Origin of the sequence: Pseudomonas massiliensis (assembly GCF_000826105.1) — a bacterium.
GTDB lineage: Bacteria > Pseudomonadota > Gammaproteobacteria > Pseudomonadales > Pseudomonadaceae > Aquipseudomonas > Aquipseudomonas massiliensis.
Map to the genome: position 1 here is coordinate 1,391,122 of NZ_CCYK01000007.1, position 14,388 is coordinate 1,405,509.

15 protein-coding genes are annotated in these 14,388 nt (G+C 63.5%); 5 read left to right on the forward strand and 10 right to left on the reverse strand.

The window, feature by feature from the left end; translation table 11 throughout:
- The first annotated feature begins 53 nt into the window (after positions 1 to 53).
- Entirely contained in the window at positions 54 to 245 is a 192-nt protein-coding gene (locus tag BN1188_RS17165) for a hypothetical protein (protein WP_040262588.1), read from the forward strand.
- 15 nt (positions 246 to 260) lie between these two features.
- On the opposite strand, the gene BN1188_RS17170 is transcribed toward BN1188_RS17165, so the two are convergent.
- The 7 genes from BN1188_RS17170 to BN1188_RS17200 all read right to left on the reverse strand — a co-directional run bounded on the left by BN1188_RS17170 (position 261) and on the right by BN1188_RS17200 (position 7,496).
- A complete protein-coding gene (locus BN1188_RS17170; protein WP_040262590.1) occupies positions 261 to 1,031 on the reverse strand; it encodes a CHAD domain-containing protein in 771 nt (256 codons plus the stop codon).
- Between the two features lie 103 nt (positions 1,032 to 1,134).
- A complete protein-coding gene (locus BN1188_RS17175; RefSeq protein ID WP_040262592.1) occupies positions 1,135 to 1,404 on the reverse strand; it encodes a hypothetical protein in 270 nt (89 codons plus the stop codon).
- Between the two features lie 175 nt (positions 1,405 to 1,579).
- Positions 1,580 to 3,256: a bifunctional metallophosphatase/5'-nucleotidase gene (locus tag BN1188_RS17180; protein WP_408633631.1), complete on the reverse strand. Its 1,677-nt coding sequence runs from the start codon at positions 3,254 to 3,256 to the stop codon at positions 1,580 to 1,582.
- Between the two features lie 82 nt (positions 3,257 to 3,338).
- The gene (locus tag BN1188_RS17185; protein WP_040262594.1) at positions 3,339 to 3,983 is read right to left on the reverse strand and encodes a MotA/TolQ/ExbB proton channel family protein; all 645 of its coding nucleotides are present in this window, start codon (positions 3,981 to 3,983) and stop codon (positions 3,339 to 3,341) included.
- Positions 3,984 to 4,003: 20 nt separating this feature from the next.
- Positions 4,004 to 6,286, reverse strand: a complete 2,283-nt coding sequence (locus tag BN1188_RS17190; RefSeq protein ID WP_040262596.1) for a TonB-dependent receptor — start codon at positions 6,284 to 6,286, stop codon at positions 4,004 to 4,006.
- A gap of 26 nt (positions 6,287 to 6,312) precedes the next feature.
- Entirely contained in the window at positions 6,313 to 7,092 is a 780-nt protein-coding gene (locus BN1188_RS17195; protein WP_040262598.1) for an energy transducer TonB family protein, read from the reverse strand.
- Positions 7,089 to 7,496: an ExbD/TolR family protein gene (locus tag BN1188_RS17200; RefSeq protein ID WP_040262600.1), complete on the reverse strand. Its 408-nt coding sequence runs from the start codon at positions 7,494 to 7,496 to the stop codon at positions 7,089 to 7,091. Before BN1188_RS17200 ends, BN1188_RS17195 begins: the two co-directional genes overlap by 4 nt.
- Positions 7,497 to 7,683: 187 nt before the next feature.
- Here BN1188_RS17200 and BN1188_RS17205 point away from each other — a divergent pair, with 187 nt between their 5' ends.
- Positions 7,684 to 9,264, forward strand: coding sequence for an alkaline phosphatase D family protein (locus BN1188_RS17205; RefSeq protein ID WP_040262602.1), 1,581 nt, complete (start codon positions 7,684 to 7,686; stop codon positions 9,262 to 9,264).
- Positions 9,265 to 9,267: 3 nt separating this feature from the next.
- Here the strand turns inward: BN1188_RS17205 and BN1188_RS17210 are convergent, their stop codons facing one another.
- Complete coding sequence (locus BN1188_RS17210) at positions 9,268 to 10,227, reverse strand: DNA/RNA non-specific endonuclease (RefSeq protein ID WP_040262604.1); 960 nt, start codon at positions 10,225 to 10,227, stop codon at positions 9,268 to 9,270.
- Positions 10,228 to 10,432: 205 nt separating this feature from the next.
- On the opposite strand from BN1188_RS17210, the gene BN1188_RS17215 reads away from it, so the two are divergent.
- Both BN1188_RS17215 and BN1188_RS17220 read left to right on the forward strand, forming a co-directional pair.
- Positions 10,433 to 11,182, forward strand: a complete 750-nt coding sequence (locus BN1188_RS17215) for an SDR family oxidoreductase (RefSeq protein ID WP_040262606.1) — start codon at positions 10,433 to 10,435, stop codon at positions 11,180 to 11,182.
- A gap of 216 nt (positions 11,183 to 11,398) precedes the next feature.
- Positions 11,399 to 12,415 carry an SMP-30/gluconolactonase/LRE family protein gene (locus BN1188_RS17220; RefSeq protein ID WP_040262609.1) on the forward strand — a complete coding sequence of 339 codons (1,017 nt, stop codon included), beginning with the start codon at positions 11,399 to 11,401 and terminating at the stop codon, positions 12,413 to 12,415.
- A gap of 1 nt (position 12,416) precedes the next feature.
- Here the strand turns inward: BN1188_RS17220 and BN1188_RS17225 are convergent, their stop codons facing one another.
- The gene (locus BN1188_RS17225) at positions 12,417 to 12,875 is read right to left on the reverse strand and encodes an SDR family oxidoreductase (protein WP_325062747.1); all 459 of its coding nucleotides are present in this window, start codon (positions 12,873 to 12,875) and stop codon (positions 12,417 to 12,419) included.
- Positions 12,876 to 12,974: 99 nt separating this feature from the next.
- On the opposite strand from BN1188_RS17225, the gene BN1188_RS17230 reads away from it, so the two are divergent.
- On the forward strand, positions 12,975 to 13,562 hold the full coding sequence (locus BN1188_RS17230) for a LysE family translocator (protein WP_040262614.1): 588 nt from the start codon (positions 12,975 to 12,977) through the stop codon (positions 13,560 to 13,562).
- Between the two features lie 10 nt (positions 13,563 to 13,572).
- On the opposite strand, the gene BN1188_RS17235 is transcribed toward BN1188_RS17230, so the two are convergent.
- Positions 13,573 to 14,385, reverse strand: a complete 813-nt coding sequence (locus tag BN1188_RS17235; protein ID WP_232430937.1) for an AraC family transcriptional regulator — start codon at positions 14,383 to 14,385, stop codon at positions 13,573 to 13,575.
- Positions 14,386 to 14,388: the final 3 nt, after the last annotated feature.

The window sequence follows — 14,388 nt, forward strand, 5'->3', positions numbered from 1 at the left end:
CCTCGATCCTTCCTGCGCTATCCTGCGCGCACTTTTTTGGGAGGAATTGGACGATGGACGTCAGTATTGAAACCAACGCCGACACCGGCGGCGTCACCGTGTGGCTGAATCAGCAGGCTATCGCGTTCCCGTCGCTGGATGCGGCTCAGGCCTATGTGGCCACCCTTCAGGCCCGCATCGAAGCCGCGCGTCACAGTTTCGTCCAGCGCGAAAGGCGGCCGTCCCTTGCCGTCGAGGCCGAGTGATCCGCGCGCATCCTCTTAGCCTGCCGGGTCGGGCAGAAACGCCTTGAGCTCACCCAAGGCGACTTCAGCCTGGGCCAGTTCCGCAGCGGAAGCCTGCTCCCAGAGCGGGCGCAGGGGTTGCAGATCGGGTTCGCTTTCCCCTTTCAGGCACCACTGATGGTGATCGTGCCAGGAGCCCAGTGCCCCCTGCACCGCCTTGAGCGCCTTGGCGCCCTTGGCCGAGAGTGGAGACAATCGAGGGAAGGCTTCGGTCAGGTAGCGGGTGCGCTTGACCAGGATGCGCAGTTGATGGCGGTCGAACGTCGGATCTTCCACGGCCTGCCGGAGCCTGGCCAGGTGCTTGTCCAGGGACTTGACCACAGTACGAGTCAGTGCCTTGGGGTCGTCTCCCAGCGGGCTGGCGCGAAAGCGCTCCGGCCATTGGTCAAGGGCGCTGAAGAGCGCGTCCAGGGTAGGGGAGGCGGCGATGCGGGGATATTCCGCTTCCAGCCTGCCCAGCCGATGCGCGGCGGCTTCGTCCAAGCCACGGTCGTTCAGTTCACCGGCCATTACTTCCAGGTCCCGCGAGGGAGTTGTCAGCCGCCCCACCTCGGCGGCGGCCTCGCGCAGGGGCGCCATTTCCGTTAGTTTGCGCACGGGTACCAGCAGGCTGCGCAGGCGGCGCACCGCAATGCGCAGGTCATGCAAGGCGTCGGCGTCCGAACCTTCCCGCAGTCGCGCGCGCGCGCCCCATAGCGTCACCTGCAGGCGCAGGATGGTTGCCACGTAGTCATCGGTAAATGCCATCGAATGCCCTCCAAACGGAACGTTGTCGAAGTAATGACCACGCTGTGAGGCAGGTGTGCCGACGAAACGGCGAGTGGCGATAGCAATACCTTTTAGGTAAGGATCAGGCCGCGCTACGGTCCGATGCCCGTGCCGGCTGGATACTGTCCAGGTACTGAGCTTTGAGCGAGGCGGCAATCTGCCCCAGGAGAGGATCCTCGTGGAAATCGGCCAGCAGCTCTTGGGTCAGCCGTTCCACCTGGGCACGGGCGGCGGTGACGCTGGCGGGGAGGGCGGGGTCGTAGCGCAGGTGTTGCATGGCCACGTCCAGGTGTTGCAAGGCGGGTTGTGCGCGCTCGATGCGGGCGCGGCGCTCGGCCAGGGATGTATCCATTTCCACCTCCGTGTGCGGGTTCGTCAGGCGCCCAGAGCGATGCGGCAGTGCGCTAGGGCAAGCGTGACGATTTTGCTTCGGAAATATGTCATTTGTATGACAATGTTTGGGCCGATGCCAGCGTCTGCCAGCGCTCCATCAGCAGCGCCGCAGACCCTGGCTGGTCGTCAGTCAGTCAATGGAGCCGCACGATACGACCGGCACTGTCCGTCTGCCCTACGGACTGGTTCAGTTCGGCACTGGTACGCAGGTAACCGACCAGGGCATCCACGTCGACCAGGCCCGTGTCCTGCCGGGCGGAGCCAGCCTTGAACAGAGTGAAACCATCACCGCCTTCGGCCAGGAAAGCATTGGCCACCACCCGATAGATACCGCTTGGACTGACCGGCTTGCCGTCCAGGCGCAGGCTTTGCGGGACTACCCGCTGGCCGAGCGGGCGGGCTGCATCCCACTGGTAGGTAAAGCCCGAGGACACCTGCAACGGGTTGAAACCCTTGCCTTGCCATTGCTGGTTGAGCAGGGCAACGAGCTGCTCACCGGTGAAGTCCGCCAGCACGAGGGTATTGCCAAAGGGTTGCACGCTGGCGGCTTGCGCGAAGCTTAGCGACCCGCCGGGACTCTGGGACAACTCCGCGCGGATGCCACCCAGGTTCATGAAGGCGAGCTGAGCGCCCCAGGGCCGCGTTTGTTCAAGCTGGGCATCACTGACCAGGTCCCCCATGGGCGACTCGCCGTTGGCCTCGACGCGGCTGCTGACCAAGGACACCGCGATACGCCCGGCGGGCGCTTTCAAGACCTTGTCGCTGCGTGCTTCCACTTCCTGTTGCAGCGCGGCCAACGCAGGGTTCGGCGCATAGCGCTGCGGGTCGACCGGCAGGTTAGCCGCCGTGATGGCGGTCACTCGATGCGCCCTGGGGTCGATGGTCAGGGTCAGGCGCGTCAGCAGATGGCCATAGGAGCCTCCCTGGGTTACCAGCAAATGGCCCACCTTGCACAGGTAGCCCTGATGAGAGTGCGCGCTCAGTAGCGCGTTGACCGCCGGGTCGAGTCGTTGCGCCACCTCGACGATCGGCCCCTTGAGCTGTGAGCAATCGGCCTGGTCGAAGGGCTCCGGGGTTCCCCCGCCCTGATGAACCACGGCGATTATGGCATCGACGCCTTGTGCCTTGAGCTCAGGAACCAGGCGGTTGATGGCCTCGGCTTCATCCGTGGCGCGCAGCCCCTTCATGCCCGCGGCGCTGACAACGTCCGATACACCCTTGAGCACCGCGCCCACGAAGGCGACTTTCACTCCATGACTTTCCTCGACACGGTAGGCTGGTAGCAAGGGCTTGCCTGTATCGGTATCGATCAGGTTGGCGGCCAGGTAGGGAAAGCCGCTGCCTGGGTAATCCTTTCGGAAACTGCAGGCCTTGCGCGGCCGGGGAGATTGGCAGCCACCGTTGACCTGGCGTAGAAGCTCGACCTTGCCTGCGTCCAGTTCGTGATTGCCGAGGCTGCTCAACCGCAAGCCCATCGCATGCAAGGCCAGCAGCGTAGGCTCGTCGGCCCACATGGAGGAAATGGCCGGGCTGCCACCGATCAGATCGCCATTGCCGATGAACAATAGTTGCGGGTCCTGCCTGCGCAGCTGGTCGAGCATGCCACCCAGGGTAGCGATGCCACCCAGGTTCAGGGTGCGCTGATTCCCCTGCGGGTCGCTGACTCGCCAGGGATTGGCCTGCAGGTACCCGTGCAGGTCATTGATGGCGACGATATTCACTTGTACAGGCACCGGTGGTTCGCTTGGTGTCCGACTGCAGCCGACGGCGAGCAAGGACAGCAACAAGCCCGCCAGGCGGGGATAAAGCATCTTCATCATGAAAAGGCCGCGGTTTGTTCAGGGGAGGGTACGAAGCGTAGCCAAGGCGCCCCTCGAGCAGGGGCGCCTACTCTCAGGCGGTACGGTACTGGGCGCCTTGTAGCGGGCGTTGCGCCGGTTGATCGTCGACACCCCCCATGGCGGCCCGGATCAGTAGCATCTTGAGTTGATCATTGATGCGGGCCAGGCGGTCCTGGAACAGGTTGTGAAAGACCACGCAGAACAGAGCGATGGCAATACCGAGACCCGTCGCATACAGGGCCGTACCGATACCCGCGCTTATCTGGCCCGGGTCAGACACGCCGGCGCTGGCCAATGCCTTGAAGGTATCGATGATGCCGAGAATGGTACCGAGCAGTCCAAGCAGGGGCGCGGCTGTCACGATGGTTTCGATGATCCAGAGGCTTCTGGCCAGCGGCGCCCGTGAGCTCAGGTACTGGGTTTCGATCACATCGTCCAGATCCTTGCTGGTACCGCCGGCGCTTTTCTGCCGCAATACTTCTTCCACCATGGTCAGCGGCAGGCTGGGTCGGCCGCGCTGCCCAGGGCTCAGGCCAGCATCGTCATTGCCCGCCGGGCCCAGTTGCTCATAGAGCTGACGCGCCTGGCGCTTCACATAGGCGAAGTAGAGCCCGCGTTCGACAATGATGAACAGCGCGATGGCGACGGCGCCGTACATCACGTAGAACGTTACATCATGGAGCAGGTTGGTATTCATTCAAGCCTCCAGAGGCAAAACTAGAAATTGGCTTCCAGGGCGACCGTAATGGTGCGCTCGACGCCGACTATGTACGCCGGGTCGCCGTCACGGAACCCGTTATAGGTGGCGGAGTTGGTTTTCACCGTATACACGCCGTCCAGGTATTCCTTGTCGAACAGGTTGTCCACGTTCAGGCGCAAGGTGGCGCTTTTGAATACGCGCTTGTCCACCGGCAGGTAGATGCCAGCGCCCAGATTGAACACCGTTCGTCCGGGGATGCTTTCGTCGTTGGTGAGGTCACCGTACATCTTGCTGGTCAGCTTGCCGCCGAAGGTTGCGTAGTAGAGGCCATTGTCCCAGCCAATGTTGGCGGCGAGCATATGCTCGGGCACGTTGGCGAATTGCTTGCCGGAGGTAGGCAGGGTGACCAGGGTTCCATTGTTGTAGACCTGTAGGTCGTCCTGCTGGCGGGCCCGCGTGTAGGTGTAGGACGTGTAGTAATTGAAGTCGTGGGGCAGTAGCCCGCTCCATTCCAGTTCCAGGCCGTAGTTGTTGACCGTACCGGCGTTGATGTCGGTAGCGTCGCCGTTGACATCCTTGGAGGAAACCTGGCGGTTCTTGAAGTGCATGTAGAACAGGCTGGCCGAGAGCGTCATGTCCGGTTCGACGAAGCGCCAACCCAGTTCGTGGTTCCAGCTGATTTCCGGCTTGAGGTCGATGGCGTCTTCGGAGGCGTCATAGAGCGCATAGTTCTGCGGCACCCGCATGTTCCGCGAAAGGCTGTAGAACAGTTGGTTGCGGTCATCGAGCTGGTATTTCAAGCCGGCGTTGGGCAGGAACTTATCGTAGGTCTTGTTCCGCTTCTCCGGCGCCTCGGTGAGGCTGCCGTGGTTGGTGCCTTTACGCTCGACGTTCAGGAAAGACAGGCCCGCGTTGAGGGTCCAGTCCGATGCCAGGTACCAGGTGTCCTGTGCCCAGACCTTCTGCGCCGGCGTTTCGGTGAAGCGGTTGCGGCCCTGGACGATGTTGCCGTTGGCGTCTGTCACCTCATCGCTATCAGGCCAGATGCTGTCTGGATTGCCGCTGCTGTCGATGCCGATGAAGGGCTGGGTTTGCCGCTGCCGCGCATCCTCGTACCAGTAGCCGAACTGCAGGCTATGGTCGCCGAGGTCCCAGTTCAGCTTGGTCGTGACCCCCGGGCGCCAGGTCTGTGTGCGTGAGGAGCGGTAATACACGCCGCTATTGGCGGTGCCGTCAGCGTTGTAGTCGGCTGCTGAGCCGAGGTTGCTCAGGTCATACACCCCGCTGCTGCTGGAGCCGCTGTTGAGCGCATAACTGGAGCTGCCCACGCCTCCACCGTTGCCGTAGTAGTAATACGGGATAACGTCCATGGACAGGTTATCGGCCAGCTTGAAATGCGTGTTCAGTACAGCTGTGAAGGTCTCGAAGGGGTTCTGGGCCAGGCCGTAGTAGCTGGTGATCTTGCCATTGGCATTGCGGGTGGCCACGGCCGGGTAGGGGTCGTAGTCGCGCCCATACTGGGTGTACTGGGCCTTGGTCAGCTGGCTGTAGCTGTTGTTTTCCTGCTTGTGGTACTTGAGGATGAGGTTGGCGGTATTGCCGTTCTCGGCTTCGAAGAAGCTGTTCCATTCCACCTTGTCAGCGCGTACCGCGCCATTGCCCCGCCACTTCTGACCTTCCTCGTGGGACGCCGAAAGCCAGTTGCTCAGCCCGTTGAACTCACCGGTATTGACCCGAGCGAAGGTCTTGTAGGTGGCGTTACTGCCGGCGGTCTGCTTGACGAACACGCCCGCATCCTTGGTTGGCCGCAGGGTCACGATACCGATGTTGCCACCGCTGGAACCGATGTGAGGCGCGTCCGCTTCAGACGCGCCCTGGGTGACGAAGATCTGGTCGATGTTCTCAGGGTCGCCGAGCAGGTTGGAATAAAGCGCGTAGTTGCCGGAGTCGTTGATGGGCATGCCGTCCACGCTCATGCCGACCTGGTCCGAGTTCATCCCCCGCATGGTGAAGCGAAAGCCCGAGAGGCCCGTGGCATCCTCGCTGGAAATGTTCAGGCCTGGCGTGTACTTGAGCTTGTCGATGGCATTGGCGGTGGCCGTCTGTTTGTCCAGGGCTTCCTTGGTCACCGTGGAGCGGGATTTGGCGCTGTCCTCTGGCACCATGTAACCGCCGCCCTGGGTAGCCTTGCCTTCGACCTTGATGGCGCCGATATCGGCGTCCTCGGTATCGGCGGCGAACACCATGCCGTGGGCCAGGCCAGCGGTCACCAGGGCCAGGGTAGTCTTGCTGAACTTCATCACATGCTTCCTATGCCGTCCGTGCTTCATTGCACGCTGTAGTTGAAGGTGGCGGTAAAGCGCTGCTGGTTGCGGCCACCGAAGGCTTGCTCAGGGAAAGGCTTGACTTGCTTGATGCGCTTGAGGCTCCCGGCCGCCGCCCGATTGAGCAGCATGCTCGAGGCGGGTGTTTCGATGCCTGAATCCAGTACGTTGCCGGCGCGGTCGACGAGCAGCCACACCACCACGTCGCCCTTCGGGCGCTCCAGGGAGGCCTGGCGGCCGGTGGGGTACTGCTTGAAGCGGTCGATGTCACTGCGCAGCCCCTGCATGTAGCTGCCATCCAAGGCGGCGCTGTCGACCCGCGGCGCCACGGGTGCCGGCTTGGCTGGCGCCGGAGAGGGCGCGGGCGTGGCCTGAGCCGTCTGTACAGTTGGCGCCGGACTGACCGGTGTCGACCTGGCCACCGCCGTGGGCTTGGGCTGGGGCGGCACGGGCTTGGCCGTAGGCTTGGCCGGCTCGGGCTTGGGTCTGGGCTTGGGTTCTGGCTTGGCTACCGGCTTTGGCGGTGGCGGCAAGGCGGCCTCCGGTTCTTCCTCCACAGGCGGCGGTGGCGGCTCCGGCGCCACCGGTGGTGGGGGCTCCAGAGGCGCCGGTTCGCTGACGGGCTCGGGCTCGACCAGGGCAAGCTGTACGGCGGATTCGTCGTAGACCGGTTCGATCTTCAGCGGTGTGGTGCGCAGGACCATCAGGCTCGCAGCCACGGCAATGGCCGCAGGCATGGCGCCCAGCCACTGGCGATTGCGATAGAAAAGATAAAGGCTCATGACTTACGAGTAGCGATGGAGACGGAGGTAAAGCCACCCGCGCGCAGGGTGTCCATGATCTGCACCAGGCGATCGACATCCACGCCCTTGTCGCTGTTGACGATGATGGTGGTCTTGGTATCCGGCTTCTGCTGCGCCTTGAGGGCGGGCACCAGGCCCTCCACGGTCATAGCCTGGCCGTCGAGCTGAAGCTGGCCATCAACGCCCAGGGTGAGGATCGCCTTGTTCTGAGGCTTGAGTTGTTGCGCGCTGCTGGCGGCGGGAAGCTGGGTCTTCATGCCCAGGGCCGGAATCACGTTCAGGCTGACCAGCACGAAGAACACCAGCAGGAACATCATCACATCGATCATCGGAATCAGTTCGATGTGGGCCTTGCGTTTTTCTGGCTCGTCCCAGGCTCTCATAGGGCCCCCTTGCTCTGAATGAAGCCGGGACACTAGCAATGGCTCATGAAAAATTTGTTAACAGAAATTTACGATTAAAAGGCTCTGCAGCAGGCTTTGGCGACGTTTTCGTGAACCTTTGAAGTTGTCATCAAGCAGCAATCCGGCCTGGCCATGCTCGGGCCATTTGACTGAGCGGATAACAGTGATGACCAGCAAAGCTTCGCCTTTCGACCCGGCCCGCCGGCAATTCCTCGGTGGCATGGTAGCCGGGGCGGGCTTGGCGCTACTGGGCAGCCGTGCGTGGGCCAGCGGCCTGGACTCTCCCTTTTCGCTGGGCGTGGCCAGCGGCGACCCGTTGCCCGACGGTTTCGTGATCTGGACCCGCCTGGCGCCGGTAGGGGCAGGGGGGCTTGAGGTTCCGTTACCCTCGGCCGTCCCGGTGCGCTGGACGGTCGCCAGCGATGAAAACATGCGGCAGGTGGTCAAGCGAGGCGAGGTCATTGCCGAGCCAGGCGGGGCCCACAGTGTGCACGTGGAAGTGGCAGGCCTACAGCCTGGCCGCCCCTATTGGTACCGTTTCGAGGCGGCTGGCGAGCTAAGCTCCGTAGGCCGCGCGCATACCGCGCCAAGCTCCCGCAGCCTGGCGCCAGCGCGATTCGGGTTCGTCTCCTGTTCCCACTACGAGCTGGGCCATTTCAGCGCCTACCGGCACTTGGCGGCGGAGCAGCCGGACCTGGTGTTCTTCCTGGGAGACTACATTTACGAGTACTCCCTGGCGCCCGGGTCGGCCAAGTTGCTACGCGCCCATGACCTGCCGGAAGCCACTGACCTGGCCGGCTACCGACGCCGCTACGCCCAGTACAAGCGGGACCCGGACCTGCAACTGCTGCATTCCACAGCCCCCTGCGTGGTTACCTGGGATGATCACGAGGTGCAGAATGACTATGCCAATCGCTGGTCCCAGGACGCCGGTGTCGACCCCCAGGCATTCCTGCGCCGACGGGCAGCCGCTTACCAGGCGTTCTACGAGCACATGCCGCTACGTCGAAGCCATGCACCCCGCGGCCCGAACATGCGGCTTTATCGCCGGCTCGACTACGGCCGTCTGGCCCGTTTCCATGTGCTCGACGGGCGCCAGTACCGCAGCGAGCAACCCTGTATCCCAGCGAGTGGCAGCCACCGTGGGCATGTCGCCAGCGCCGACTGTCGCGACCTTCAGGACCCGGCCCGCAGCATGCTGGGTTGGGAACAGGAAGCCTGGGTCCACCAGGGCTTGGCGCAATCCACGGCGCTGTGGAATGTGTTCGCCCAGGATCTGCTGGTGTCACCCTTGCTCCAGCGTGACCCTGCAAGCGGCGGCCTGGGGCACTGGACGGATGGCTGGGATGGCTATGCCGCGACCCGTCAGCGGCTGCTGGCGGCCATCGAGCACACCCGGGCGCGCAACCCGGTGTTCTGGGGCGGGGACATTCATTCCTTCTGGGCCACGGACCTGTACCTCGGTGACAAGGTCGGCGACGGCAAGGTGGTCGCCACCGAGTTCGTCACCAGCTCGGTGACTTCGGATGGCCCGCCTTTCGAGGCGTTCAACGCGCTGCTGCCGCTCAATCCGCAGGTGAAGTTCTTCGACAGTCGACCCCGGGGCTACGTGTCAGTCACCTTGGATGACCAGGTCATGGATGTTCGCTTCCAGGCGATCTCCGAGCGTCGCGACCCGGCCGCCACCCTGGCCACGCTCAAACGTTTCCAGGTGGAGGCTGGACGCCCCGGCGTGCGGGTGTTGTAAAGCCTAAAGGCGCAGGCTCTCGGGCCCAGTGATCAGGGTTTCGATCCGGGTGCCGGTGGCCAGCTCCTCGTTGCTGAAGCCGTCATAGCTGGCCAGTTGGCCAAAGCGCAGTCCGGTCAGCTGTTCTATCTGCAGCACGCTGCGGCGGTAGGTGCGCAGGGCGCCGAACACCAGGTCCAGCTGGTCCAGTTCGCGACTCTGGTCGATCATGTAGGCGCTGGCCGATGGCTTGCCGTCGTCGCCCAGATAGGCCACTACCTTCCAGAAGGCCTGGGGGATCTTCACGCCCCGGTACACGCGGTCGCTGTCGCTGAATACCGGGCCGGTGAATACCGTGGCCCGGCCCTTCCAGCGCTGGGTATTGTCGAGAATGTAGTCCTCTAGCTCCAGCCAGGTCTTCTGATTGAACGCGCTCATCTGTGGCGAGCAATTGGTGAAATGGAAGGTATCCGCGTTGGCGGTGGTGGCCTGCTTGCCCCAGTTCGGGTCCTGGCGGCGAACCAGGTGCCCACGATCCAGGCCATTGTTGGCATACAGCGAGTCGCCTATCTGCGCCTCGATCGGTACCCGACCATCATAGGCCCAGCTGTCGCGGCTGCGCGGCACTTCCACTGCCTGGCTGCCGTCAATGTTCACCCCCACGCACAAGGCCAGCCGGCGGGCGCGGGACAAGGTGATGGAAAAATGGGTGTAGTCCAGCCGGCTGCCGCCATCGGCCAGGGCAAGGACATCCCCGGCCAAGGCTTCGCTTGGGCTAGGCCAGGGCACTTGAAAGTCGCCGAGGAAATCCTCCTGGTAGCCTTCGCGGTCTTTCAACGAGGTTGCCGGCGTTACCCGCGGTCCAGCCGCGGCCTCGAGCAGGGTAGCGGTGGGAGAAACCGAGGCCGGCGTTGGCACCAGCGGGCGCAGGTCGGCCAGGCGCGGGCGGTGGTTTAGGTCGATGTTCAGAACGGAATCCGGCACGGTGCGGCCTCTCGATGGAAAGTGAGACCTGTCAGTGCAGCACAGGATTGTGACAATTGCCGGTTTCGCCCCGACCGCGTCGCCAGGCTGACGCCCCAGCCCCGCCTGCCGCGACGAGCGCCCGGGCATGCAGTTGTGATACAAGCGTGAGCAGACCGTGGACGCCTGCCGAGTTCGAGTGAGGCAACTATAAAGAGGGCGAAGGATGAGTGCCAAAACTGTATTGATCACCGGTGCCAGCCGAGGTATCGGCCGGGCTACCGCGCTGGGTGCTGCCAAGCAAGGCTGGGGGGTGGTGGTAAACTACCAGCATGATCAGGTCGCTGCCGAATCAGTAGTCGAGCAGATACGAGCCGCTGACGGCCAGGCTTGGGCCGTGCAGGGAGATGTCGCTGTCGAGGCCGATGTGCTGCAGGTCTTTGATGAGGCCGAGCGACGGGGCACATTGGCGGGCGTGGTGGCCAACGCCGGCATAGTTGCGCCTGGCGCTCTGCTGGCGGACATGCCCCTGGAACGTCTGCGGCGCATGTTCGATGTCAACGTCCTTGGGGCCTACCTGAGTGCGCGGGAAGCTGCGCGGCGGATGATGACCAGCCGTGGTGGGCAGGGCGGCTCCCTGGTACTGGTGTCGTCCATGGCCGCGGTGCTTGGTTCTCCCGGTGAATATGTAGACTACGCCGGGAGCAAGGGCGCGGTGGACAGCCTGACCATTGGCCTGGCCAAAGAGCTCGGCCCGGAAGGAGTGCGCGTGAACGCGGTGCGCCCTGGGCTGATCGATACTGAGATCCACGCTTCCGGTGGGCGCCCAGACCGCGCCTGGGCCCTGGGTGTGCATACGCCCTTGGGGCGGCCGGGCACCGCCGAAGAGGTAGCCAGCGCGATCCTCTACTTGCTCGGTGATGACGCCAGCTTCATCACCGGTACCTTCCTGGATGTAGCAGGCGGTCGTCGCTAGGGAGCACTGTGTCTGCCCTGCCGGCAAGGCCGGTTCGCCAGCTGCCGCTGGCTCCCACCGAGGGCTACGCTCGCGGCTGACCCGCCTTCAACGGGTGGCCTGCCTGACAGGCCGCAAGTATCGGCCAACACGATGCAAGCCATCGCCATAAAACATTGTTCCATCCCGTAGTCGCCTGGCTAGAGTGCGCACACCCAAGGCATCGGTAGCGTGCTCATGAATTCCAACCCTCTCAACGGCTGGCAGGTGGACCGCCAGCGTATCAACTTCGTTGGCCACGACCTGGAGCGCCCTGAGTGCATCATTGCCCAGCCGGACGGCAGTTTGTTCACCGCCGACGCGCGTGGCGGGGTCATGGAGATTTCTCCCAACGGTCAGCAGCGCTTGCTGGCCCCACTGAACGCCACCCAGGGGGCAGCCGACTTCAACCAGCGCTATGTGCAGTCCGCGGGGGCTTCCTTGCCCAATGGGCTGGCCCTTACCGAAGCGGGTGATTTCATCATCTGCAACTGGGGGCTGGACCGGGTCGAACAGCTGGATCGCCAAGGGAACCTGCAAGTGCTCTGTGACCAGCTGGACGGCAAGCCCCTGGGCAAGACCAATTTCCCATTGCTCGATCGTCACGGCCGGCTCTGGTTCACCGTCACCACTACCCAGCAGCCCTGGACCGATTCCATAAACTCGGGTGTGCAGGATGGCTATATCGCGGTGATGGACGAGCAGGGCGTACGGGTTGCGGCTGAAGGTTTCGCCGGCACCAATGAGATCCGTTTCGATGACAAGGAGCAGTGGTTGTATGTGGTGGAAAGCAACGCTCGGCGTATCTCCCGGCTGCGGCTGCGACCGGACGGCAGCCTGGGCGAGCGGGAGATCTTCGGGCCCCGTGAACTGCCTGGTTTCCCCGATGGCTTCGCTTTCGACAGCTTCGGCAACCTTTGGGTAACCTTGATCATGAGCGACCTGCTCATCGCCCTCACGCCGGACGGTGATCTGCTCACCTTGCTAGACGACGGCGACCCCCAGGCGACCGCGACGCTCAACGCGCACTACCGAGCCAGGACGCTGACGCCCGAGGTGATGCAGGCGGCCCGGGGCAGCCTGGCGCCCTGGATGGCCAGTATCACCTTCGGCGGCCCGGACCTGCGCACGGTTTACCTGGGAAGCCTGATGGGCACCCGGATTCCTTGCTTCCGCTCCCCAGTGGCGGGCCAGCCCTTGATTCACTGGCGTTGAGTCAGACTGCCCGGGTGATGCCGCCGTCGACGCGCAGGTTCTGCCCTGTGATATAGCCCGCGCCCTCGCTGGCAAGGAAGGCGATGGTCGCAGCGATTTCCTCAGCCTTGCCATAGCGCTGCAAGGGTACGGCCCGGCGGCGCTCTTCGGTGGCCGGCAAGCTGTCGATCCACCCAGGCAGTACGTTGTTCATGCGTAGGTTGTCCCTGGCATAAGTGTCGGCGAAGAGCTTGCCGAAGGCGGCCAGGCCACTGCGGAACACCGCGGACGTGGGGAACAACTCGCTGGGTTCGAAGGCCCAGGCGGTGGAAATGTTGATGATGACGCCGCTCTTCTGTCGCTGCACACGCGCAGTGCGTTGAGCGAGGGTAGGGAGGTGAAACCGTCGGGCATCGAGGCTCTCGTTCGATTGGTGGTCGGCCACCCTAGCAGCAACCGCCCTTGCTTCACAGAACCCCACCGTCAGAGGTGTGCCAAGGCGTGCATGGGTGTGTTTCGTTCAATACCCCGGCTGGCCACCGCCTTAGCCTGGCCTCTTCGTTCAATGGGAGTGTCAGGGATGAATGTGTTGGTTTCCATGGCGGCCTTTGCCTTGGCCGCTTCGATCACACCTGGGCCGGTGAACATCGTCGCCCTGGCCAGCGGGGCCCGCTTCGGTTTTCTCCGTAGCCAGGGCCATGTCCTGGGTGCCACCCTGGGGTTCGTTTGCCTACTGCTGTTCACCGGTTTCGGCTTGCGCGAACTGCTGGCGCAGTGGCCATTGCTGGTCGAACTGGTGCGCTGGGCGGGTGTGCTCTTCCTGCTCTATCTGGCCTGGAAACTGGCCAGTGACAATGGCCAGCTTGGCACCGGAGCCGCTACACCGTCCCCGTCTTTCTGGCGTGGCGCGGCCATCCAATGGCTCAACCCCAAAGCCTGGCTGGCGGCCGTCGCCGGCATGGGCGCCCTGGTCGGCGACGGCCAGGCGTGGTTGATCTGGAGCTTCGCGGCCATCTATTTCCTGGTGTGCTACCTGTCGGTAGCCTGCTGGGTCTATGCCGGCGCCTACCTGACCGCGCACTTGCGCAACCCCGGCCAGGTGCGCCTGTTCAACCGTTGCATGGCCGCAGTGCTGGGGGGCTGTGCGTTGTCACTGCTGCATGGTTAAGCATGGCTGGCTACGCCCGATACCGCCCTGGCGTCACCGCCAGGTGCCGTTTGAAGGCGCGCTGCAGGTGCGCCTGGTCGGCAAAGCCCGCTTCCTGCGCACAATCGGTGATGGCCGCGCCTTCCCGCAGCCGCGCCTGAGCGTGCTGGATGCGTCGGTTGACCAGGTAGGCGTGTGGCGTGAGGTGGAAGCGCTGTTCGAAGGCGCGAATCAGATAACCCTCCGAGAGATTCGCCGCATGACAGATGTCGGCAAGTGTCAGGCTGCTTCGATAATGAGCATCTATAAAGGCCGCTGCCCTTTCTACTCTGGGGCTAGCCTTGGTCATCCGTGGCGCCGCGCCGCCGAGGGTGTAGTGTACTTGCATGAAGAACTTCAGCGCGGCCTCGTGCTTGTCCAATAGGTCCAGGTCCGGCGCCAGCAGGTCCGCATAAAGCGCAATCAGCCCCCGGAACAGCCCAGCCTCGTGGCTCAGCACAGGAACCAGGGGCCTGAACCGGCTATTTCCTCGCCCTTCACAGGCCTGCTGTATCCCCCCGAACCAGGCGGCATCCACATAAAACATTACATAGGACCAAGGCTGGTCTTCGATCGGGTTGCAGGCATGGACCGCGTCCGGGTTCATCAGCACCACGGTGCCCTGAGCGATACGCAGTCGTTTATCCTCATGCAGGTACCAGCTCTGCCCAGCGGTCACCGCGCCGATGGAAAACACCGCGTGGGCATGGCGGCCATAGCTCAACTGGCGACCATCCTCGATGGCACGCGCCTCGATGAACGGCAGGCGCGGGTCTCGCCAGAAATGAGGCGTGGTAGAGTTCACAGG